We start from the raw sequence: 22,264 nt of genomic DNA, 5'->3' as shown, positions 1-22,264 counted from the left end.
TACATTTCCTTTGAAAAATTAATGCATAAAAAATTGAACATAGGGAAAGATGAATAATAACAGAATACGGTTGTGTTACTAATTAGATTCGTTGTTAAATTTTAATGATTTCAACCTATTCATTTATTTGTTATTTACTTAGAATTATAGTTATAATATGAAGTAAGTTAAAAGTTGAGGAGCTGATATTGAATGAAATTTTTATCATTCAGACATGAAGGACAAACATCCTATGGTGTTAAAGTTAAACGTGAAGAAGCTGCATGGGATTTAAAACGTGTATTTGCAGACTTTGCTGAAGGTGAATTTCATCCGAAGACGTTGCTAAATGGTTTACAACAGAATCAATTAGTTGATTTCCAAGAACAAGTTAGAAAAGCAGTTGTAGCTGCTGAAGACAGTGGTAATGGCGATAATTATAAAGTGCCATTTTCAGATATAGAATTTTTACCACCAGTAACACCAACTAATAATGTAATCGCTTTTGGACGTAATTATCAAGATCATGCTAATGAATTAAATAATGAAGTTCAACGTTTATATGTCTTTACTAAAGCGGCATCTTCATTAACTGGTGATAACAGCATAATACCAAATCATAAAGATATTACTGATCAATTAGATTATGAAGGTGAGTTAGGTATTGTTATCGGTAAAGATGGTGAAAAAATTCCTAAAGGCTTAGCTTTAGACTATGTTTATGGTTACACTATAATCAATGATGTGACTGACCGTAATGCACAAAAAACGCATGCTCAAGCTTTCTTATCTAAAAGTTTAACAGGCGGTTGCCCAATTGGACCATATATCGTAACTAAAGATGAATTACCAACACCTGAAGACGTTAATATCGTCACTAAAGTAAATAACGAAATACGTCAAGATGGCAATACTAGCCAAATGATTTTAAAAATAGATGAACTTATAGAAGAAATTTCTAAATATGTAGCCTTACATCCAGGAGATATTATTGCTACAGGTACGCCAGCTGGTGTAGGTGCAGGTATGAATCCACCTCAGTTTTTACAACCAGGTGACGAAGTAAAAGTAACAATTGATAACATTGGTACATTAACAAATTATATTGCTGAAGAAGAATAATTAATGTCGAGTTTGGGACATCATTCCTAACTCAAATTAAATAACACCTCATTCTACTGATTTATTCAGTAAAAATGAGGTGCTATTTTTTTATTATAATCTATGATTTTATTCGTGCATGCTTGCCTTAATTTAGGATAGTATGGCTCGAGCCTGTAGTCTCTCACTCATACGCTTCCCTCAGGCGTCAGCACGATGCAAAATCATTACAAAGTTAATCTTATCTTGTCTTTATATTGATAGTATATGACTTTATGACTGAATTGAAAAATGCGCTTCTATCAAGCTGTTTTTAACTTTAATTATCATTACCAGTGCGGGGTTATAAATTCTTCTGAAAAAGATTTTTGTCCGGCTCTCTACGATTTTGTCGTGCATGCTTGCCTTGATTTAGGATAGTATGGTTCGAGCCTGTAATCTCTCACTCATACGATTCCCTCAGGCGTCAGCACTTTACAAAGTCGTTACAACTTTCCAATTTTTCACACAAAAAGCAAGCTTGTATAATTTAATTAATCATAACAAAAACAAATTAACGAGGTGCCTTATGGATAGAAGTTATAACATTCCAGAATATTTCTGTCTCATAATCGTTTGTTCATCAGTAATCAAAAAAGACCGATTGAGTAATAGGGGATATATGATAAAATAGCTGTAGAAAGATAAAGTTGTGTGGAGGGATAGCATGATACACATGCACATACTAAGTTGGGTATTAGCGATTATTTTATTTTTCGCTGCTTACTTTAACTTATCGCAGACGCAAGGACCAACACCTTTCTATAAACCAGTTCATATGTTGTTAAGACTATTTATGGTTTTGGTGTTATTCTCAGGATTATGGTTACTTATCCAAGAGTTTTCAGCTGGAAGCAATGGTGGGGGCCATATGTTATTAACATTTAAAATGGTAGGCGGTTTTGCAGCAATTGCTTTAATGGAAGTTACATTAATCAAAAGAAAAAAATCGCAACCAACTACAAGTTTGTTATGGTGGACAATAATTGTTATCGTCATCACTATGGTATTGGGCGTTATTTTACCATGGGGACCAATAACAAAACTTTTCGGGCTATAATTAAAAAGAAAGTGGAGCTTGTATCCACTCAAAAACCAATCAATGTAATTTATTTATAAATGCGTTGATTGGTTTTTTTTTCATCTATAATGCTTTTGACAATGTATAAAACAATGTTTATAAATAAATACAAAAAAATCAATTTCTACAAAAAGTAGAAATTGATTTTAAATATTTTATTTTTCACGCGCGGAGTAACCAATTAGATTAATTAAATCTTTAGGATGACTATAAGGTGGGGCATAAGCTGTTTCAACTTCTGTCAGTTCATCGACGGTTAAGCCATTCATCATTGCCATTGTTAAAATGTCTATACGTTTATCTACGTCTGCTACACCCGTTGCTGCTGCGCGAATAATTTTTCTTGTCTGTTTATCAAAATAAACTCGTAAGTGTATTTTACTATTTCCTGGGTAATAGTTCGCATGTTTACCGGCATTAATTTCAAGCATCTCATAATCAAAATTAGATAATTCTTGTGGATTTATACCTGAACTAGCCAATGTATAATCAAAGAATTTAACAATATTGGCACCAAGATATCCTTTGAAACGAATATCACTGTTACCAGCAATTTGCTCAGCGATGATACCTGCTCCACGATGTGCACCCCAAGCAAGTGGTACATGTGCGCGTAAATTCACATGTCTATAGTGTGATGTAATAATATCGCCTAATGCATAAATGTTATCTACATTAGTTTCGAATTTATCATTAACAGGGATGTAACCTTTATTATCAAGTTGTACATTTGATGATTTAACAAAGTCAGAATTTGGTGTAATACCTACACCAGTAATAATGATGTCGTATGATGCTTCTTTACCAGATTTAAAGGTAACTTTATTACCTTCAACATTACTTATTTCTTCATTTAAATGGTAAGTGATGTTTTTACTATTTAATTCATCAAAGATAGGTTGATTCATATCTTGATCCATTAATTTATTGATTTGAGTTGAACGATGAATAAGCGTCGTATCAATTCCACGATAATGTAAATTATCTAAAACTTCTAAGCTTATATAGCCAGCACCAACGACTAAGGCACTTTGAACATTGTTAGTGATAATAAAGTCGTCAATTGCGTCAGTATCTTCCATATTACGTAGAGTAAATACTATCTCACTATCTAAAGGTAGTTTATTTGCGCTACAACCCGGGCTTAAAATCAATTTATCGTAAGGCACTGTAGTGCTCTCTGAAGTTAAGTGATTATATACTGTTACAGTTTGATTTACATCATCAATGGCTGTAACTTCATGGTGGGTTTTAACGGTAATATTTTTCTTTTCATAGAAAGTTTCAGGTGTTGTAGCTAGTAGTTTATCTCTTGAATCGACGACATTGCCAAGATAGTAAGGTAAACCACAATTGGCAAAACTCATGTCTCTATCTTTTTCGAAAACAGTAATGTTACTTTCCTTGTCTAATCTACGTATTTGACTTGCGACAGTTGCACCTCCTGCTACAGCGCCTACGACAACTATTTCGGTCATATAATAACCTCCTACTTAATGGTGAGTATAAATTTTGGCGATAATAAATATGAGTGTTTTAAATTTACACATTAGTATTTATATATTGTTCTTGTTTAATGTTTAACTTAAAGAAGTCATTTAGATAATGAGCAACACCATCTTCATTATTTGTGAATGTAGTAGCATTGGCTATATTTTTTAAGTCTGTTAACCCATTACCCATAGCTATGCCATGCTCTGCATATTTGATCATTTCTAAATCATTGTCTTCATCACCAAAAGCGATAATATGTTGCTGATCAATATCTAAGTGTGATTTTGACATTTCTATACCACGTGCTTTGTTGATGTTTTTACCGACTATTTCAATAACTGGGAAAGGTGACCCCCAACGACGATGTTCTATACTTTCTGTGTAAAAGCTAGACAACATTTGCTTAATTCTAGGAATCATTACTTCTTCAGCTTCTACTAAAATTGAAGTCGGTGACGTACTTAAATTTTGTAATAAATTTCCAGTTTCTATTTTAGGATTACCCATTGAAAAACCATCAAATAATTTTTGGTCAAAATTTTCGATAAATACATGGTCTTTAATTTCGGCTATCATATTACTAACGCCATAGTCTTTTAATGATTGAATGATACTTGTCGCTAAGTTTAAATCAAGTACTTCATGTTGTTCTTTAAATGCTTTGTTTTTAGGGTGGTGAACGTAAGCTCCATTAAAATTGACGATAGGTGTATCCATATTTAATTCATGGTAATATATTTGACTTGCACGGTATGGACGACCCGTAGCAATCATTAATTTATGACCTTGTTCTTGTAAAACAGTTAGTACTTTTTTTGTGTAAGGCGTAATGATTTTTTCATCATTTAATAACGTTCCGTCTAAATCTAGACAAATTAAATAAGGTTGCATAACTTTCTCCTTGAAATAAGTATATTAGAATGTAACAACATCATAGCATTTTATTGGCGTTTTGTAAGATATTTGATATATTGTTAAGTAAGATTAAATACAAAGAGGTGAGACAAATGGATGAAGGTTTAAAAGATAATATTTTAAATGCCTTAGAAATGGTAATTGACCCTGAGTTAGGTATTGATATTGTTAACTTAGGTTTAGTATATAAAGTAGATGTAGACGATGAAGGTTTATGTACGGTAGAAATGACATTGACTTCTATGGGCTGTCCGCTTGGACCGCAAATTATTAACCAAATAAAAATGGTATTAGCTGAATTACCTGAAATTCAAGACACAGAAGTAAATATCGTATGGAATCCACCATGGGATAAAGAAATGATGTCTCGCTATGCAAAAATAGCATTAGGTATTGGATAATTATTTAATTGATACACGATAAAGCTTAGATGATAATTGCAGTAATTTGTGATTATTATCTAAGCTTTTTGTGTTTAAAATTATAAAATTTAAATTTTGGTTGTGCAAGTCATTAAAATAATTGCAATTTCATTACAAAAACATTACAATCAATAAATGCCTGACATTCAATAAATTGTAAGGAAAGATGTTTATTAATGAAAACAAACAAGACAACTAAAAATCGTAACCGTTATCCTAAACGATATATGCCTGGTTTAGATGGATTAAGAGCGATTGCAGTCATTGGTATAATAATTTATCACTTAAATAAGCAATGGCTTAGTGGCGGCTTTTTAGGTGTTGATACCTTTTTCGTGATTTCTGGCTATTTAATTACCAGCTTATTACTTAGCGAATATGAAGAAACAGGAACGATTAAAATAAAGCAATTTTGGCTCAGACGTATAAAACGACTATTACCAGCTTTATTAATATTAATTTTTACAGTTATCATAGCTACACTTATTTTTAAACCATCTCACATTGTCCAAATTAAACATGATGCATTTGCAGCCCTTTTCTATATGTCAAACTGGTGGTACATAGCAACAGATGTAAATTATTTTGAACAATTTGCATTTATGCCATTGAAACATTTATGGTCATTAGCTATTGAGGAACAGTTTTACTTATTTTTCCCATTCATATTAGTATTGTTATTATTTAAATTTAACAGCTACAAAAAAGTAACCCTTATATTATGGATTGTGTCATTAATATCATTAACTTTGATGATATTAATTTCACTGATGACTACGGGAAATTCACGTGTTTATTTCGGTACAGACACACGTTTACAAACAATATTATTAGGAGTGATTTTAGCTTTTGCTTGGCCACCATTTAAATTAAATGCTCAACCACCAAAAATTTTACAAATAATAATTGGTTCTGTTGGAACAAGTGCGCTACTTATTTTAATAACTTTATTTTTCACTGTGGAAGATGACAGTGCATGGATTTATAATGGTGGTTTTTACCTGATTTCAGCACTCACGTTATTAATTATCGCAAGTGCCGTACATCCTTCAAATGCTTTTGCACGCGTATTAGGTAATGAAGTATTTGTATACATAGGACAAAGATCATATAGTTTATATCTTTGGCATTTTCCAATAATAAGCTTTATCCATTCATATTACGTAGCAGGGCAATACCCACTTTATGTATTTATTTTGGATTTGATATTAACTGTCGCTTTAGCAGAAATATCTTACAGATATATAGAAGTACCTTTTAGAAAACATGGATTCCGTATATTTAGTTTTAATCACTTATTTAAGACTTCTTTAATTAGAACAATTGTTGCATTATGTGTTTGTGTACCAACGATATTAGTATTTTTAGGTGCTTTCGATAAATTAGGCAAAGATGATATAGCACATAAAAAAACTACTTTTCATTCAACTAATAATGGTAAGAAAATTGTTAAACCCAAACGTATAGATAATAATGAAGTTACAGACAAGCAGTCAAAATCTAAAAAAGATGTAAAAGACTTATCTCCATTATTACTAGGAGATTCCGTAATGGTAGACATTGGTGATACTTTCAAAGACAAAGTACCTAATGCTGATATTGATGGCAAGGTAGGAAGAAATCTATATGAAGCATTGCCACTAGTAAATAGTCAGTATAAAGATAAAACGCAAAAGGGCAATCAAGTTGTACTCGAGTTGGGTACGAACGGAGATTTTAGTAAGAGTCAATTGGATGAATTAATTACTAGATTAGGAGAGGCAGACATCTATTTGATTAATGTTAGAGTTCCTAGACCGTACGAACAACATGTGAATGATTTGCTAGCTCAAGCAGCAAAAGAACATTCAAATGTTAAATTAATAAATTGGTATGAAACTTCAGAAGGGCATACTGAATACTTTGCCCCAGATGGCATTCATCTAGAACAAAAAGGTGTAGATGCGTTAACAGATCTAATCGTTAATGCACTAAAAAAATAATAGTAAACCGGTAATCGTGTACGATAAACGTTACCGGTTTTTTATGCTTTAATAAGGAAATTAATATAATAAAAAATGATGTAATTTTTAGTGCTTTCGAGTTGATTCTTTATGTAAAAGGGTCTATAATAAAATCAAGGTCAAAGAAAGTCAAAGTCAAAAATAATTTGACCTAACGCTAATTGTATAGGGGTGAAAATATTGGATATAAATCAAATGACCTACAAAGTGCAAAGCGTATTACAAAATGCGGTTGAGCAAGCTCAAACATATGAATTACAAAATATTGAAATTGAAGCCATACTAATATCAGCATTGACTGAAACTGATAGTTTATATCACAATGTTTTAGAAAGAGCAAATATTGATACAGACCAATTAATAACACAATATGAAAATAAATTAAAAAATTATCCTTCTGTACAAGGAGATAATATTCAATACGGACAGTACATTAGTCCAAAAGCAAATGAACTTTTGACTAAAGCCGAATCATATATGAAAGAATACGATGATGACTATATATCTATGGAACATCTACTGTTAGCTGCAATAGAAATTGACGACACAACAAAACAAGCAGTAGCAAATAAAGCAGAAGTAGTAAGAGAAATTATAAAAAAAATTAGAGGAGGGAATCACGTGACATCACAAAATCCAGAAGTGAACTATGAAGCTCTTGAGAAATATGGACGTGATTTAGTTGAAGAGGTCCGACAAGGTAACATGGATCCAGTTATAGGTAGAGATGAAGAAATTAGAAACTCTATAAGAATTTTAAGTAGAAAAATGAAAAATAACCCAGTACTTATCGGTGAACCTGGTGTAGGTAAAACTGCGATAGTTGAGGGCTTAGCACAAAGAATCGTACGTAAAGACGTTCCAGAATCATTACTAGATAAAACAATCTTTGAATTAGATTTAAGTGCACTTGTAGCTGGCGCTAAATACCGCGGTGAGTTTGAAGAACGATTAAAAGCAGTACTTAAAGAAGTTAAAGATTCAGACGGTAGAATCATTTTATTTATAGATGAAATACACATGCTCGTTGGTGCAGGTAAAACAGAAGGTGCAATGGACGCTGGCAACATGTTGAAACCTATGTTAGCTAGAGGTGAATTACACTGTATTGGTGCGACAACTTTAAATGAATATCGTGAATATATCGAAAAAGATTCTGCGTTAGAACGTCGTTTCCAAAAAGTAAATGTTTCTGAACCTGATGTTGAAGATACAATTTCTATTTTAAGAGGTTTAAAAGAACGTTATGAAGTATATCACGGCGTTAGAATTCAAGACCGCGCTTTAGTTGCTGCAGCAGAATTATCAGATCGTTATATTACAGATCGTTTCTTACCAGATAAAGCTATTGATTTAGTTGACCAAGCTTGTGCAACGATTCGTACTGAAATGGGTTCAAATCCAACAGAATTAGACCAAGTTAATCGTCGCGTAATGCAATTAGAAATCGAAGAAAGTGCATTGAAAAATGAATCTGATAACGCTAGTAAACAACGTTTACAAGAATTACAAGAAGAATTAGCTAACGAAAAAGAAAAACAATCTGAAATTTCATCTCGTGTAGAACAAGAAAAAGAAAAAATTGCAAAACTTCAAGAAAAACGTACAGAACTTGATGAAAGTAGAAAAGCACTAGAAGATGCTGAAAATAATTATAATTTAGAACGTGCAGCAGAACTACAACACGGTAAAATTCCTGAATTAGAAAAAGAATTAAGAGAGTTAGAAGCAGCATTCCAAGATGAACAAAATGAAGACAATGATCGCATTATAAGAGAAATCGTTTCTGACGAAGAAATAGGCGATATTGTAAGTGCTTGGACAGGTATTCCAGTTTCAAAATTAGTTGAAACAGAACGTGAAAAACTTTTAAACTTAGCTGATATTTTACACGAACGCGTTGTGGGTCAAGATAAAGCGGTAGATTTAGTATCTGATGCAGTAGTAAGAGCGCGTGCAGGTATTAAAGACCCTCAAAGACCTATAGGTAGTTTCCTATTCTTAGGACCAACTGGTGTAGGTAAAACTGAGTTAGCTAAGTCACTAGCCTCAACTTTATTTGATTCAGAAAAACATATGATTCGCATAGATATGAGTGAATATATGGAAAAACATTCAGTGTCACGTTTAATTGGAGCGCCTCCTGGTTATGTAGGCCATGATGAAGGGGGTCAATTAACTGAATCAGTTCGTCGTAATCCATATTCCGTTATTCTGTTAGACGAAATAGAAAAAGCACACAGCGACGTATTCAACGTGTTACTTCAAATTTTAGATGAAGGTCGCTTAACTGATTCTAAAGGTAGAAACGTTGATTTCAAAAACACTATCATTATTATGACTAGTAACATTGGTTCACAAGTCTTACTTGAAAATGTGAAAGATACTGGTGTTATTACAGAATCAACTGAAAAAGCTGTAATGGAAAGCTTAAATCAATACTTTAAACCAGAAATATTAAATCGTATGGATGATATAGTATTATTCAAACCATTATCTGTCGATGATATGGGTATGATTGTCGATAAACTATTAACACAATTAAACATTAGATTATTAGATCAACGCATATCTATTGAAGTTTCAGATGAAGCTAAAGAATGGTTAGGTAAAGAAGCATATGAACCACAATTTGGTGCAAGACCATTAAAACGTTTCATCCAATCTCAAATTGAAACACCATTAGCAAGAAAAATGATAAGAGAAAACTTACCTGAAGGAACTGTTGTAAAAGTTGATTTAACTGAAGATGGATTGACTTTCGACATGGAAAACAACGAAACAACTAACGTTTAAGCACAAAAAAGACACCAACATGTTTAACATGTTGGTGTTTTTTAATGTTCATTTTTAGTTTGGTTGTTCTTAGGTTTGATAACTAAATCAAATAACATTATAAGAATGGTGAAAATAACAGCGATAATAATAGGTGTAACAAAGTTTAATGCTCCGCCACCCTCTAGACTATTTAAGACAAAATTAACCATTTCTAATAATACGATTGCCCAAACCAATACTGCGAGGTATTTCATTAGTAATGCCTCCAATAACTTATATATATTTATATTATAATTAAAAGAGTGATGTTTGTATAGTATAAATCGCTTACATTGTTACTTTTACTTTGAGATAATATGATGTGTAATTTATAATGTATAAAGCATAATTACTTTTGTAGCAAGATAAGTTCTTGTATTTAGATGAAAATTTATGTTAAATTAATACCTGGTATTAAAATCGAAAATAAGAAGGTGTACGACCATGAATGTGGGTATTAAAGGTTTTGGGGCTTACGCACCTGAAAATGTTGTAGACAATGCCTATTTTGAATCATTTTTAGAAACTTCAGATGAATGGATTTCAAAAATGACAGGTATAAAAGAAAGAAGATGGGCAAATGAAGATGAAGATACATCTGATTTGGCTTACAAAGCAAGTTTAAAAGCAATTGAAGACGCTGGGATTGAAGCGACAGATATAGATATGATTATGGTTGCTACGTCAACAGGAGACTATGCTTTTCCAACTGTAGCAAATATGTTGCAAACTAAATTAGGCATAGGTAAAGTTGCTTCTATGGATCAACTAGCTGCTTGTAGTGGCTTTATGTACGCTATCATTAATGCGCAACAATTTATTAAATCAGGCGATTATAAAAATATTTTAGTTGTTGGTGCCGATAAATTATCTAAAATAACAGATATGACAGACCGTTCCACAGCAATTCTTTTCGGCGATGGTGCCGGTGCTGCTATAATTGGTGAAGTATCTGAAGGTAGAGGCATATTAAGTTATGAACTAGGTTCAGATGGTTCAGGTGGAGAATATTTATATTTAAATCCAGAAAATGGTAAAATTTTCATGAACGGTCGTGAAGTATTTAAGTTCGCGGTTAGAATTATGGGCGAGGCTTCAAATAAAGCTGTTGCTAAGGCAGGCTTACAGCCAGAAGATGTTGATATGTTTGTGCCGCATCAAGCTAACATACGTATTATGGAGTCTGCACGTGAACGTTTAGGACTAGATAAATCTAAAATGAGTGTTTCTGTAGATAAATATGGAAATACGTCTGCTGCATCGATACCATTAAGTGTGGCTCAAGAATTAGAAAATAATAAAATAAAAGATGATGATGTCCTTGTTTTTGTAGGATTTGGCGGTGGCCTTACTTGGGGTGCCATTACATTAAGATGGGGTAAATAGGAGGTAAATTTATGAGTAAAGCACAACGTGTCGTTATTACTGGTGTAGGTGTATTATCACCAATTGGTAATGATGCCAAAACTTCTTGGGAAAATGCTTTGAATGGCGTTAACGGAATAGATAAAATAACTCGAATTGATACAGATCCTTATAATGTACATTTAGCAGGTGAATTAAAGGATTTCAATATTGAGAACTTTATTGAGAAAAAAGAAGCGAGACGTATGGACCGTTTCACTCAATATGCATTAGTTGCGGCTAGAGAAGCGGTTCAAGATGCTAAATTAGAAATTAATGAAGATAATGCTAACAATATCGGTGTATGGATTGGTGCTGGTATTGGTGGTATGGAAACATTTGAAAATGCACATAATACATTATTAAATAAAGGACCAAGACGTGTTAGTCCTTTCTTCGTTCCTATGTTAATTCCAGATATGGCGACTGGACAAGTGTCAATAGACTTAGGTGCTAAAGGTCCTAATGGTTCTACAGTTACAGCTTGTGCGACTGGAACGAACTCAATTGGTGAAGCATTCAAAATTATACAACGTGGCGATGCTGATGCCATGATTACAGGTGGTACTGAAGCGCCGATTACTGATATGGCAATTGCTGGCTTTAGCGCAAGTCGTGCATTATCAACAAATGACGACCCTGAAACAGCTTGTAGACCATTCCAAATTGGTCGTGATGGCTTCGTTATGGGTGAAGGCGCTGGAATAGTTGTACTTGAATCATTAGAAGCAGCTCAAGCAAGAGGTGCTAATATTTATGCAGAAGTTGTAGGTTACGGTTCAACTGGTGATGCTTATCATATTACTGCTCCAGCACCAGAAGGTGAAGGCGGTTCACGTGCAATGCAAGCAGCCATTGACGATGCTGGTATCGAAGCTAAAGATATCCAATATTTAAATGCACACGGAACGAGTACACCAGTAGGCGACTTAACAGAAGTACAAGCAATTAAAAATACATTCGGTGACGCTGCTAAATCACTTAAAGTAAGTTCAACAAAATCAATGACTGGTCACTTATTGGGTGCAACTGGTGGTATTGAAGCAATATTCTCAGCATTATCTATTAGAGATAGCCGTATTGCGCCAACAATTCACGTTGAATCACCTGATCCAGAATGTGATTTAGACTTCGTACCTAACACAGCACAAGATTTAGACATTACTTATGCTATGAGTAACAGTTTAGGTTTTGGTGGACATAATGCTGTATTAGTATTTAAAAAATTTAGCGAATAATTGATATTATTTAAGCTTTCCATTTTTAGTGGAAAGCTTTTTTTATTTTGTAGCATTAAAGTGGTATTAATCCGCAGACATTAGATTGTGCAATATTAAGCATGTTTTCATAATTAGTGATTAATGATAAGATAAGCTCAATACTAAAAGGCAGTATAGAGGTGTTTACAACATGGGGAGATTTTTTACTTTAACTACAACTTTAAAAACGAGATTACTTGCCGATTTTGTGCTTATTATTGCGAGTCAGGCGATTATGCCATTTATCGCACTTTATTTAACGAGTAAAGTTAATGCTGTGTTTGCAGGAACATTTTTAATTATCAATATTATCGTTGGCTTTATGGTTACTTTTATTGGTGGTTATATAGGGGATAATTTGTCGCGGAAAAAAGTATTAAATTGGGCGCATATTTTGTATGCAGTAAGTTTAATTATTCTAAGTATAACGGTAACGATGGATGGAGTTGGGTTGGTTATATTTTGCATTGTGATTTTTCTTTTCGAATTATTGTTCGCTGCGAGTGAGCCTATTTTCGAAGCGGCCGTAATGGACGCAATTTATGAAGAAGTAAGAGAATATGTTTATCAATTAATGTATTGGATGTTTAATATTGGCACGGCTATCGGTATGATGTTAGGTGCATTGTTATACTTAAGTCATAAACGCCTATTATTTATATTGTTTTTAGTTGCTATGTTAATCAGTTGGTATTTATTTGCTAAATTTTATCATGTAGGGCAAGTATTTAAACAAAAAGATGATTTAACGTCAAAATTAAAGCACTTTTTACAAAGCTATCATGTAGTTATTAAAGATAAGTATTACATGATATTAACATTAGGCTATTTAATGGTTATGATGGCGGAATTAAGCTTAAATTCTTATGTTGTCGTAAGATTAAAAAAACAATTCGAACCATTTCAGTTACTTGGTTTTACGGTCGATGGCGTACGAATGTTTACGTTAATTATGATTATCAATACAGTTGTAGTGGCAACTTTAACTTTTACCGTTAATAAAATGATAGCAAGTACTTCTAAAAAAGACGTTTTTAAAATTGGAATCGTATTGTATACGCTTGGATACGCCATTTTGACCTCTGCGAATAATGTATGGGTACTGTGTTTATTTGCGATAATAGCAACGTTAGGTGAATTGATTTATTCTCCGATACAAAACGCACGTCGCTTCTTAATGATCCCAAACGATCAAAGAAGTACTTACGCAACTTTTAATATGGTTTCTAACAATGGAGCACAAATTTTAGCTAGATTTGGCTTGATACTTGGTGCATTTTTAGCACCTTGGATGATGTCCATCTATGTTGCTGCCGTCGTATTAATAGGCTTTATTTTGCTATACTATGCCTTGTTTATGAATCCTAATATAGACGAATCAAGCTAATAATTATAAAAAAGGAGTGACGATATCGATGCGATGTCGTTACTCCTTTTTTTATATTAAGAAACTAATAATAATAGTAATAGCAAAATAGCTTAAATTGATTAAAAATGCATATTTGACCCATGATGTGACAACATAATTGTCTTTTTTAACTTGTTGAGGATTGAAAAAGTCATCGTTTGACATAGATGCACGTTGCTTTTTTGTGGAAAATTGATATTTTAATTTACGGAAACCATAACTTGTTACGTCAAATACACCATCTTGTACAATTATAAGAACGAAAGTAATGATACTTAATACGGCTGATGTATAAAATAATATATTTAAAAAATCTATAAAAGATTTATCGCTGAAAATCCATATTAAACAAGAAAATAGTGGTGCTAATAAAATCCAAATTATTAATTTACGAAATAACTGCATAAAAATCCTCCCAAACCTTATTATATTAATTGTAACCGAATACAAATTAAAACTGAATAGATTTTTATATGAAGGTTAAAATAAGCTGTTAACTCAAAAATATATCGTTGATATAAATTATCCGCTTTAATAATGTGAAGCAAAACTATATTGATTAATACGTAAAAGAAATATATAATAATATTAATATTTCTGAAAATTTTGAAAGGAATGTTAATTTTGAAAAGTTAAGGGGGATGGATTTATGCTTAAATATGTTTTAAAACGATTAGGTTACATGGTGTTGTCATTGTTTATTATTATTACAATTACCTTTTTCCTAATGAAGCTTATGCCAGGTTCACCATTTAATGACCAAAAATTAAATGATGAGCAAAAACAAATATTGAATGAAAAGTATGGATTGAATGATCCAGTCGCAGTTCAGTATGGTCATTATTTGAAAAACGTTGTAACTGGAGATTTCGGTAATTCGTTCCAATATAATAACCAACCAGTTTGGGACTTAGTTAAACACAGATTGGTACCATCTATGGAAATGGGGCTTTCGGCAATGGTTATTGGTGTTGTATTAGGTCTATTTTTAGGAGTAGTTGCTGCTGTTCGGCAAAACACCTGGGTAGACTATACAGCCACCGTAATATCAGTTATAGCAGTGTCAGTACCATCATTCGTATTAGCCGTATTATTGCAATATGCATTCTCAGTGAGATTAAATTGGTTCCCAGTTGCAGGTTGGGAAGGCATTTCAACAGCTGTACTACCATCATTAGCACTTTCGGCTACTGTTTTGGCTACCGTTGCGAGATACATAAGAGCAGAGATGATAGAGGTATTAAGTTCCGATTATATTTTAATGGCTAGAGCCAAAGGGAACTCTACTATGAGAGTATTATTCGGACATGCGTTAAGAAATGCATTGATACCAGTAATTACAATAATCGTACCTATGTTAGCAGGAATTTTGACAGGGACATTAACAATTGAAAATATATTTGGTGTGCCTGGTCTAGGGGATCAATTTGTTCGTTCTATAACTACAAACGATTTTCCAGTGATTATGGCGACAACTATATTATTTAGTACATTATTCATTGTTTCTATCTTCATTGTAGACATTTTATATGGCGTGATTGATCCACGTATACGTGTACAAGGAGGTAAGAAATAATGGCAGAAAATAACAATAATTTCGAAAATCATGAACCTTCAAATGCTGTAATGGCAAATGCTTCAAATGCAATTATGGCCGAGGACTTTGTACGTAGTAATGCAGACATAGAAAAAGAACCTGAAATTCAAAGAGAAAGTAAAAACTTTTGGCAGGACGCTTGGAGCCAATTAAAAAGAAATAAATTAGCGGTAGTTGGGATGATTGGATTAATTGTAATTATTATCCTAGCATTTGTTGGGCCAATGATTAGTTCACACGGTTATGCCGATCAAAACGTGCAAGGAAGAAATTTACCACCTAAAGTACCAGTGTTGGATAAAGTTTCTTTTTTACCATTCGATGGTGAAGGCGCGCAAGGTGTAAATGCTTATAAAGAGGCTGGCGTTAAACAAAACTATTGGTTTGGGACAGACCAATTAGGTAGAGATTTATGGACAAGAACTTGGCAAGGGACACAAGTATCATTATTTATCGGTGTCGTGGCTGCTATATTAGATATTTTTATCGGTGTTGTCTACGGTGCGATTTCAGGATTTTTTGGCGGAAGAATTGATAATATTATGCAACGTATCATTGAAATCATTGCATCAATACCTAACTTAATCGTCGTAATTTTATTCGTCTTGATATTTGAGCCATCAATTTGGACAATTATTTTAGCGATGGCTATTACCGGTTGGATAGGGATGAGCCGTGTCGTACGTGGAGAATTCTTAAAATTAAAAACACAAGAATTCGTATTAGCATCTAAAACATTAGGTAGTTCAAAAACTAAATTGATTTTCAAACATATTTTACCTAATACTCTAGGTTCAATAGTTGTAACTTCTATGTTTACAGTGCCAAGTGCGATTTTCTTCGAAGCATTTTTAAGTTTTATCGGTATTGGGGTTCCGGCGCCTAAAACTTCACTTGGTTCACTCGTGAATGACGGACGTTCTATGTTACTCATTAACCCACACGAATTATTTATACCGGCAATTGTTTTAAGTTTATTAATTTTATTCTTCTATCTATTTAGTGACGGCTTACGCGATGCGTTTGACCCTAAAATGCGTAAATAACAAAGGAGGCATTTATTATGTCAGAAAGAATATTAGAAGTGAGCGACTTGCATGTTTCCTTTGACATTGACGCAGGGGAAGTGCAAGCAGTAAGAGGTGTAGATTTTTATTTAGACAAAGGGGAAACTTTAGCTATCGTTGGTGAATCTGGTTCTGGGAAATCAGTAACAACAAAGGCGATAACTAAACTATTCCAAGGAGACACTGGAAGAATTAAAAAAGGTAAGATAGATTTTCTTGGCGAAGACTTAGCGAAAAAGAGTGAGCAAGAGCTTATTAAACTACGTGGTAAAGATATTTCAATGATTTTCCAAGATCCTATGACTTCATTAAACCCAACGATGAAAATTGGTAAACAAGTAATGGAACCACTGATGAAACATAGAAATTATACGAAATCTAAAGCTAAGCAAAGAGCACTTGAAATTTTAAATTTAGTTGGTTTACCTAATGCAGAGCAACGATTTGGGGCTTATCCGCACCAATTCTCTGGTGGACAAAGACAAAGAATTGTTATTGCAACAGCATTAGCTTGTGAACCTAAAGTCCTTATTGCTGACGAACCGACGACAGCATTAGACGTAACGATGCAGGCGCAAATTTTAGACTTGATGAAAGAATTACAAGATAAAATTGATACTTCAATCATCTTTATTACACATGACCTAGGTGTAGTCGCGAATATTGCTGATAGAGTAGCAGTTATGTATGGTGGACAGATGGTCGAAACTGGCGATGCGAGTGAGATATTTTATGATCCAAAGCATCCTTATACATGGGGATTACTATCATCGATGCCTGATTTAACAACTGGGTCTGATACAGAATTATTAGCTATACCAGGAACGCCACCGGATTTATTACATCCACCAAAAGGAGATGCCTTTGCGCGACGTAGTAAATTTGCATTGGATGTTGATTTTAAAGAAACGCCACCGTGGTTTAAAGTGTCACCTACACACTTTGTTAAATCTTGGCTTTTAGATGAACGTGCACCACATGTTGACCCGCCTTTAATGGTGCAACAACGTTTGCGTAGCATGCCTAATAATTACGATAAGCCTCAACAGGTAGAAAGGGTGTCGTTCGATGGTCAATAATAAGGAAACTTTATTAGAAGTAAAAAATCTAAAACAGTATTTCAATGAAGGAAAGAAAAATGAAGTTCGCGCTATAGAAAATATTTCATTTGATATTTATAAAGGGGAAACATTTGGTTTAGTTGGTGAGTCAGGTTGTGGGAAATCAACGACTGGTAAAGCGATTATTAAATTAAATGATATTACGGATGGCGAAATCCTATATGAAGGTGTCGATATTCAAAAGATTAAAAATAGAAAAGACTTATTAAAATTTAATAAAAAAATTCAAATGATTTTCCAAGATCCATATGCATCGTTAAATCCAAGATTAAAAGTAATGGATATAGTTGGCGAAGGTATCGACATTCATAAATTAGCTTCCTCTACGAGAGAAAGAAAAAAACGTGTTTATGACATGTTGGAAACGGTAGGTTTAAGTAAAGAACATGCTAATAGATATCCGCATGAATTTTCAGGTGGTCAACGACAAAGAATTGGTATTGCTCGTGCATTGGCAGTAGAACCAGAATTTATTATTGCAGATGAACCGATTTCGGCTTTAGACGTATCAATCCAAGCTCAAGTTGTTAATTTATTGTTAAAATTACAACGTGAACATGGTATTACATTCTTATTCATTGCCCATGATTTATCAATGGTGAAATATATTTCCGATAGAATTGCGGTAATGCACTTTGGGAAAATTGTTGAATTAGGACCTTCAGATGAGATATATCATAATCCGTTACATCCTTATACAAAGTCTTTATTATCGGCAATTCCACAACCAGATCCAGATTCAGAGAAAGAACGTAAAAGAATCGTTTATAAAGAAGATGCAGCAAAAAATAACGAACGTTCATTGCAAGAAATAACACCAGGACATTATGTGTTTGTTACTAACGACGAAGCGAAAAATTTAACAGCAGATTATACGCAAACTCAACTATAAAGGGGAAGGGGGAGTTCGATGAAAAAATTCAAATTACCAATAATAATAATTGCATTTGTAACTTTTCTAGCAGGTTGTGGTAATGGAAATGGTATTTATTCAGACAAAGGACAAGTATATAGAAAAGTTATATCACAAGATATGGCATCTTTAGATACATCTCAAGTATCAGATAATGTATCTTTTACAATTTTCAACCAAGTCTTTGAAGGTTTATATACATTAGATAAAAATGATAAGGCAATTCCAGGTGTGGCTAAAGAAATGCCGAAGAAATCAAATGGTGGTAAAACGTTAACGATTAAATTACGTAAAGATGCCAAATGGTCTAACGGTGAACCAGTAAATGCTCAAGACTTCGTCTATTCTTGGCGACGAGCTATAAATCCAAATACAGGTGCCGAATATGCTTACATAATGTATGATATTAAAAACGCTGAAGAAGTAAATATGGGTAAAAAGAAAGTTAAAGATTTAGGTGTTAAGGCAGTAGACGACCATACGTTAAAAGTAGAATTGACTAAACCGATACCTTATATTGATGAATTATTAACGTTCGGTATATTTATGCCAGTTAATAAACATGCGGTAGAGAAATACGGTGAACAATATGGTACAAAAGCTGATAAAACAGTTTATAATGGTCCATTCAAAATAAAAGAATGGAGAGTTGAAGATAAAATCCAACTTGTGAAAAATGATGATTACTGGGACAAAAAACACGTCCGTTTAGATCGAGTAAACTATAAAATTCTTAAAGACCAACAAGCAGGCGCTTCATTATTTGAAACAGGTTCTACAGATGATACAGGTATTACAGCTGATCAAGTAGATAAATATAAAGGTAAGCCTGCACTTACAAAACGATTATTAGCAAGTACATTCTTTATTAAACTAAATCAAAAAGAAGTACCAGCATTTAAAAACAAACAAATGCGTTTAGCGATTTCACAAGCCATTGATAAGCAAGGTTATGTTGATAGCGTTAAAAATGATGGTTCAGCGCCAGTAGATGGTTTCACATCTAAATTAACTGCTAAAACACCGGATGGTAAAGACTTTGCTGATTCAATTAATTCACCGTTAACATTTAATCCTAAAGCAGCTAAAGCTAACCTTGCAAAAGCTAAAAAAGAGTTAGGTATTAAAAATCTTACTTTTACACTTAATACTGAAGATACACCAGATTCAAAAATTTCTGCAGAGTATATTAAATCTCAGATTGAAAAGAATTTACCAGGTGTAACTATGAAAATTAAGCAGTTACCATTTAAACAAAGGGTAACAAGAGAACAATCAGGTAACTACGAAGCATCACTATCTGGTTGGGGCCCTGACTATCCAGATCCATTAACATTCTTAGATACGATGACGACTGGTAATTCACAAAACAACACTGGTTGGGGTAGTAAAGAATATGACAAATTAACTAAAGAGGCAAATGGTCCGTTACTGAAGAAAACGAAAGAACGTAACGCGGCAATGAAAAAAGCTGAAGAATTACTTTTACATGAAGCACCAATCGCGCCTATATACCAAAAAGGTGAAGCCCATTTAACTAATCCACAAGTTAAAGGTATTCATTACCATCAATTTGGTGGCGATTATACATTAAAAGATGCTTACATCGATAAAAGTATCGATAGAAAAACAGGTAAAAAGAAAAAAGATAAATAATTAAAATGACCCTTCGAGATAATTCTCGAAGGGTTTTTCAATTAAAAAAGAGGCAAACTTTAAAATTGTTTGCCTCTTATTATTTATTATCTTTTGCGTCCTAAGCCCATAGCTTTTTCCATTTTCTTTAATGTTTTAAATGAAGCTTTATGTGCTTTATCTCTACCATCATCTAATATATCGTCTAATTTATCTGAATTATAATAGTCATTATATTTTTCTTGGAAAGTTGTAAGGAATTCTTTAACGATTTCTGCTAAATCGGCTTTGAATGTACCATAATTTGAATCTTTATATTTTGCGACTAATTCGTCTATAGATTCATCAGTTAAACTGGAGTAAATAGATAATAAGTTTGTAATACCAGGTTTTTGTTCACGATCAAATTTAATCACGCCATCAGAATCTGTAACTGCACTTTTAATTTTCTTAGCTGCAACATTAGGTTCGTCTAATAATGAAATGAAGTTTTTCTGGTTATCATCACTTTTACTCATTTTTTTAGTTGGGTCTTGTAAACTCATTACACGGCCACCAACTTTTGGCATGCGTATTTCAGGTTTAATAAGGATATCATTGTAACGGCTATTAAAACGATCTACTAAATTACGTGTTAATTCCATATGTTGTTTTTGGTCTTCCCCGACAGGGACAATATTAGTATTGTAAATTACAATATCAGCAGCCATAAGTGGCGGATATGTAAGTAATCCTGCTGGTACGCCGTCCACTTGTTTTTGTGATTTATCTTTAAATTGAGTCATGCGTTCTAGCTCACCTATAGAGGCAATTGTCGTTAACATCCAACTTGCTTGTACATGTGCAGGAACTTCAGATTGAATAAATAGCGTTGATTTTTCAGGATCAATGCCTGATGCTAAATAGATTGCTGCGAGTTGTCGAATTTGCTTGCGTAGTTTTAAACGATCTTGAGGTACCGTAATGGCATGTTGATCAACAATACAAAAATAACAATTGTAATTATCTTGTACTTCACTAAATTGTTTTAATGCACCGATATAATTTCCTATTGTTGGTATACCACTAGGTTGGATACCTGAAAAAAGAGTTTCCATTAATGATGCCCACTTTCTATTTTTTTCTGATTTATTATACATTATAACAGTATTTCAATCATTTGTAAGTTATGTTACACTTAATACATAGTGTTTCTATGTGTAAATTAAACAAAGAAATTTTACTAATTTCTAAAAAAATTTAGAATTTAAAGAATTTCTCATTTAATTTTAATCTTAGGGCAGTATAATATAGTTATGTAAGGTTAAGATATAAATTTTAATTAGTTTTCAACTAAATCTTAATCATATAAATAATTTAAACAATGAATTTTATTCATGATAATAGGAGAGTGAGATGTATGGTAACATTATTTACTTCACCAAGTTGCACATCTTGCCGTAAAGCGAAAGCATGGTTACAAGAACATGACATTCCGTATACGGAGCGTAACATTTTTTCTGAACACTTAACAATTGATGAAATTAAACAAATTTTAAAAATGACTGAAGATGGTACAGATGAAATTATCTCTACACGTTCTAAAACTTACCAAAAATTAAACGTGGATATTGATGCACTTCCACTTCAAGACTTATATGCAATTATTCAAGATAACCCTGGATTATTACGTCGTCCAATTATTTTAGACGACAAACGTTTACAAGTTGGTTATAACGAAGACGAAATCAGAAGATTCTTGCCAAGAAAAGTCCGTACTTTCCAATTGCAAGAAGCGCAACGTATGGTTGATTAATTTTAATATATAATAAGGAGTCATAAGACAACGTTTGATGATTATAATCTTTAATTCGTAGTTTTATGACTTTTATTGTATAGTTTGAAATATAAATCACCAATATAATGTAACTAATTGTAACAGCACCGGGATGATGAGTGCTGTTTTTTTGGTATATTTTGGGGTATATGTTAATATAAGGAATCGATAGAAAATAGTAAAAATTAATCAA

The 22,264-nt window shown here is 32.9% G+C and carries 19 protein-coding genes; 14 read left to right on the top strand and 5 right to left on the bottom strand.

Annotated elements, in window-relative coordinates; all coding sequences use genetic code 11:
• Nucleotides 1-192: 192 nt before the first annotated feature.
• Together C7J89_RS11120 and C7J89_RS11115 are read left to right on the top strand one after the other, a co-directional pair.
• Entirely contained in the window at nucleotides 193-1,101 is a 909-nt protein-coding gene (locus C7J89_RS11120; protein ID WP_103294918.1) for a fumarylacetoacetate hydrolase family protein, read from the top strand.
• A gap of 685 nt (nucleotides 1,102-1,786) precedes the next feature.
• Nucleotides 1,787-2,179: a YisL family protein gene (locus C7J89_RS11115; protein ID WP_061855120.1), complete on the top strand. Its 393-nt coding sequence runs from the start codon at nucleotides 1,787-1,789 to the stop codon at nucleotides 2,177-2,179.
• Nucleotides 2,180-2,355: 176 nt separating this feature from the next.
• On the opposite strand, the gene C7J89_RS11110 is transcribed toward C7J89_RS11115, so the two are convergent.
• Together C7J89_RS11110 and C7J89_RS11105 are read right to left on the bottom strand one after the other, a co-directional pair.
• Nucleotides 2,356-3,678, bottom strand: coding sequence for a CoA-disulfide reductase (locus tag C7J89_RS11110; RefSeq protein WP_103294919.1), 1,323 nt, complete (start codon nucleotides 3,676-3,678; stop codon nucleotides 2,356-2,358).
• Between the two features lie 64 nt (nucleotides 3,679-3,742).
• Entirely contained in the window at nucleotides 3,743-4,585 is an 843-nt protein-coding gene (locus tag C7J89_RS11105; protein ID WP_103294920.1) for a Cof-type HAD-IIB family hydrolase, read from the bottom strand.
• Nucleotides 4,586-4,701: 116 nt separating this feature from the next.
• On the opposite strand from C7J89_RS11105, the gene C7J89_RS11100 reads away from it, so the two are divergent.
• The 3 genes from C7J89_RS11100 to clpB all read left to right on the top strand — a co-directional run bounded on the left by C7J89_RS11100 (nucleotide 4,702) and on the right by clpB (nucleotide 9,830).
• The gene (locus tag C7J89_RS11100) at nucleotides 4,702-5,010 is read left to right on the top strand and encodes a metal-sulfur cluster assembly factor (protein WP_048792698.1); all 309 of its coding nucleotides are present in this window, start codon (nucleotides 4,702-4,704) and stop codon (nucleotides 5,008-5,010) included.
• A gap of 197 nt (nucleotides 5,011-5,207) precedes the next feature.
• A complete protein-coding gene (locus C7J89_RS11095) occupies nucleotides 5,208-7,013 on the top strand; it encodes an acyltransferase family protein (RefSeq protein WP_170066448.1) in 1,806 nt (601 codons plus the stop codon).
• Between the two features lie 201 nt (nucleotides 7,014-7,214).
• Complete coding sequence (clpB, locus tag C7J89_RS11090; RefSeq protein ID WP_103294921.1) at nucleotides 7,215-9,830, top strand: ATP-dependent chaperone ClpB; 2,616 nt, start codon at nucleotides 7,215-7,217, stop codon at nucleotides 9,828-9,830.
• Nucleotides 9,831-9,871: 41 nt separating this feature from the next.
• On the opposite strand, the gene C7J89_RS11085 is transcribed toward clpB, so the two are convergent.
• Nucleotides 9,872-10,066, bottom strand: a complete 195-nt coding sequence (locus C7J89_RS11085) for a YjzD family protein (protein ID WP_048792701.1) — start codon at nucleotides 10,064-10,066, stop codon at nucleotides 9,872-9,874.
• 229 nt (nucleotides 10,067-10,295) lie between these two features.
• Between C7J89_RS11085 and C7J89_RS11080 the strand changes: the two genes are divergently transcribed.
• From C7J89_RS11080 to C7J89_RS11070, 3 genes are all read left to right on the top strand, one after another.
• Nucleotides 10,296-11,237, top strand: coding sequence for a beta-ketoacyl-ACP synthase III (locus C7J89_RS11080; RefSeq protein ID WP_061855115.1), 942 nt, complete (start codon nucleotides 10,296-10,298; stop codon nucleotides 11,235-11,237).
• A gap of 11 nt (nucleotides 11,238-11,248) precedes the next feature.
• Complete coding sequence (gene fabF / locus C7J89_RS11075) at nucleotides 11,249-12,493, top strand: beta-ketoacyl-ACP synthase II (RefSeq protein ID WP_061855114.1); 1,245 nt, start codon at nucleotides 11,249-11,251, stop codon at nucleotides 12,491-12,493.
• 172 nt (nucleotides 12,494-12,665) lie between these two features.
• A complete protein-coding gene (locus tag C7J89_RS11070) occupies nucleotides 12,666-13,901 on the top strand; it encodes an MFS transporter (protein WP_103294922.1) in 1,236 nt (411 codons plus the stop codon).
• 51 nt (nucleotides 13,902-13,952) lie between these two features.
• Here C7J89_RS11070 and C7J89_RS11065 read toward each other — a convergent pair whose 3' ends face one another.
• Nucleotides 13,953-14,327 carry a DUF3899 domain-containing protein gene (locus tag C7J89_RS11065; protein ID WP_103294923.1) on the bottom strand — a complete coding sequence of 125 codons (375 nt, stop codon included), beginning with the start codon at nucleotides 14,325-14,327 and terminating at the stop codon, nucleotides 13,953-13,955.
• Nucleotides 14,328-14,571: 244 nt separating this feature from the next.
• Here C7J89_RS11065 and opp3b point away from each other — a divergent pair, with 244 nt between their 5' ends.
• Genes opp3b through C7J89_RS11040 form a run of 5 tightly spaced genes read left to right on the top strand, consistent with a single transcriptional unit; the run spans nucleotide 14,572 to nucleotide 20,276 of the window.
• Nucleotides 14,572-15,498, top strand: a complete 927-nt coding sequence (opp3b, locus tag C7J89_RS11060; protein WP_103296131.1) for an oligopeptide ABC transporter permease — start codon at nucleotides 14,572-14,574, stop codon at nucleotides 15,496-15,498.
• Nucleotides 15,498-16,565, top strand: coding sequence for an oligopeptide ABC transporter permease (opp3C, locus tag C7J89_RS11055; protein WP_103296130.1), 1,068 nt, complete (start codon nucleotides 15,498-15,500; stop codon nucleotides 16,563-16,565). Before opp3b ends, opp3C begins: the two co-directional genes overlap by 1 nt.
• 17 nt (nucleotides 16,566-16,582) lie before the next feature.
• The gene (locus tag C7J89_RS11050; protein WP_103296129.1) at nucleotides 16,583-17,665 is read left to right on the top strand and encodes an ABC transporter ATP-binding protein; all 1,083 of its coding nucleotides are present in this window, start codon (nucleotides 16,583-16,585) and stop codon (nucleotides 17,663-17,665) included.
• Nucleotides 17,655-18,599 (top strand): ABC transporter ATP-binding protein, encoded by a 945-nt coding sequence (locus tag C7J89_RS11045; RefSeq protein ID WP_103296128.1) that lies wholly within the window; start codon nucleotides 17,655-17,657, stop codon nucleotides 18,597-18,599. Before C7J89_RS11050 ends, C7J89_RS11045 begins: the two co-directional genes overlap by 11 nt.
• Nucleotides 18,600-18,617: 18 nt before the next feature.
• Nucleotides 18,618-20,276, top strand: a complete 1,659-nt coding sequence (locus tag C7J89_RS11040) for a peptide ABC transporter substrate-binding protein (protein ID WP_103296127.1) — start codon at nucleotides 18,618-18,620, stop codon at nucleotides 20,274-20,276.
• A gap of 86 nt (nucleotides 20,277-20,362) precedes the next feature.
• On the opposite strand, the gene trpS is transcribed toward C7J89_RS11040, so the two are convergent.
• Complete coding sequence (gene trpS / locus C7J89_RS11035) at nucleotides 20,363-21,352, bottom strand: tryptophan--tRNA ligase (protein ID WP_103296126.1); 990 nt, start codon at nucleotides 21,350-21,352, stop codon at nucleotides 20,363-20,365.
• A 302-nt stretch (nucleotides 21,353-21,654) separates the two neighbouring features.
• Here trpS and spxA point away from each other — a divergent pair, with 302 nt between their 5' ends.
• Nucleotides 21,655-22,050 carry a transcriptional regulator SpxA gene (gene spxA / locus C7J89_RS11030; protein ID WP_048792712.1) on the top strand — a complete coding sequence of 132 codons (396 nt, stop codon included), beginning with the start codon at nucleotides 21,655-21,657 and terminating at the stop codon, nucleotides 22,048-22,050.
• Nucleotides 22,051-22,264: the final 214 nt, after the last annotated feature.

The organism is Staphylococcus kloosii (genome assembly GCF_003019255.1).
GTDB classification, from domain to species: Bacteria; Bacillota; Bacilli; order Staphylococcales; family Staphylococcaceae; genus Staphylococcus; species Staphylococcus kloosii.
This window is presented reverse-complemented; position numbering and strand designations above follow the sequence as displayed.

What these genes read in the sequence shown, in the direction of transcription:
- trpS (WP_103296126.1), bottom strand. Translation starts at nt 21,352, where the DNA reads ATGGAAACTCTTTTTTCAGGTATCCAACCTAGTGGTATACCAACAATA.
- C7J89_RS11050 (WP_103296129.1), top strand. Translation starts at nt 16,583, where the DNA reads ATGTCAGAAAGAATATTAGAAGTGAGCGACTTGCATGTTTCCTTTGAC.
- C7J89_RS11045 (WP_103296128.1), top strand. Translation starts at nt 17,655, where the DNA reads ATGGTCAATAATAAGGAAACTTTATTAGAAGTAAAAAATCTAAAACAG.
- C7J89_RS11100 (WP_048792698.1), top strand. Translation starts at nt 4,702, where the DNA reads ATGGATGAAGGTTTAAAAGATAATATTTTAAATGCCTTAGAAATGGTA.
- opp3C (WP_103296130.1), top strand. Translation starts at nt 15,498, where the DNA reads ATGGCAGAAAATAACAATAATTTCGAAAATCATGAACCTTCAAATGCT.
- C7J89_RS11080 (WP_061855115.1), top strand. Translation starts at nt 10,296, where the DNA reads ATGAATGTGGGTATTAAAGGTTTTGGGGCTTACGCACCTGAAAATGTT.
- C7J89_RS11120 (WP_103294918.1), top strand. Translation starts at nt 193, where the DNA reads ATGAAATTTTTATCATTCAGACATGAAGGACAAACATCCTATGGTGTT.
- C7J89_RS11105 (WP_103294920.1), bottom strand. Translation starts at nt 4,585, where the DNA reads ATGCAACCTTATTTAATTTGTCTAGATTTAGACGGAACGTTATTAAAT.
- C7J89_RS11115 (WP_061855120.1), top strand. Translation starts at nt 1,787, where the DNA reads ATGATACACATGCACATACTAAGTTGGGTATTAGCGATTATTTTATTT.
- fabF (WP_061855114.1), top strand. Translation starts at nt 11,249, where the DNA reads ATGAGTAAAGCACAACGTGTCGTTATTACTGGTGTAGGTGTATTATCA.
- opp3b (WP_103296131.1), top strand. Translation starts at nt 14,572, where the DNA reads ATGCTTAAATATGTTTTAAAACGATTAGGTTACATGGTGTTGTCATTG.
- C7J89_RS11095 (WP_170066448.1), top strand. Translation starts at nt 5,208, where the DNA reads ATGAAAACAAACAAGACAACTAAAAATCGTAACCGTTATCCTAAACGA.
- C7J89_RS11040 (WP_103296127.1), top strand. Translation starts at nt 18,618, where the DNA reads ATGAAAAAATTCAAATTACCAATAATAATAATTGCATTTGTAACTTTT.
- C7J89_RS11085 (WP_048792701.1), bottom strand. Translation starts at nt 10,066, where the DNA reads ATGAAATACCTCGCAGTATTGGTTTGGGCAATCGTATTATTAGAAATG.
- C7J89_RS11070 (WP_103294922.1), top strand. Translation starts at nt 12,666, where the DNA reads ATGGGGAGATTTTTTACTTTAACTACAACTTTAAAAACGAGATTACTT.
- C7J89_RS11110 (WP_103294919.1), bottom strand. Translation starts at nt 3,678, where the DNA reads ATGACCGAAATAGTTGTCGTAGGCGCTGTAGCAGGAGGTGCAACTGTC.
- spxA (WP_048792712.1), top strand. Translation starts at nt 21,655, where the DNA reads ATGGTAACATTATTTACTTCACCAAGTTGCACATCTTGCCGTAAAGCG.
- C7J89_RS11065 (WP_103294923.1), bottom strand. Translation starts at nt 14,327, where the DNA reads ATGCAGTTATTTCGTAAATTAATAATTTGGATTTTATTAGCACCACTA.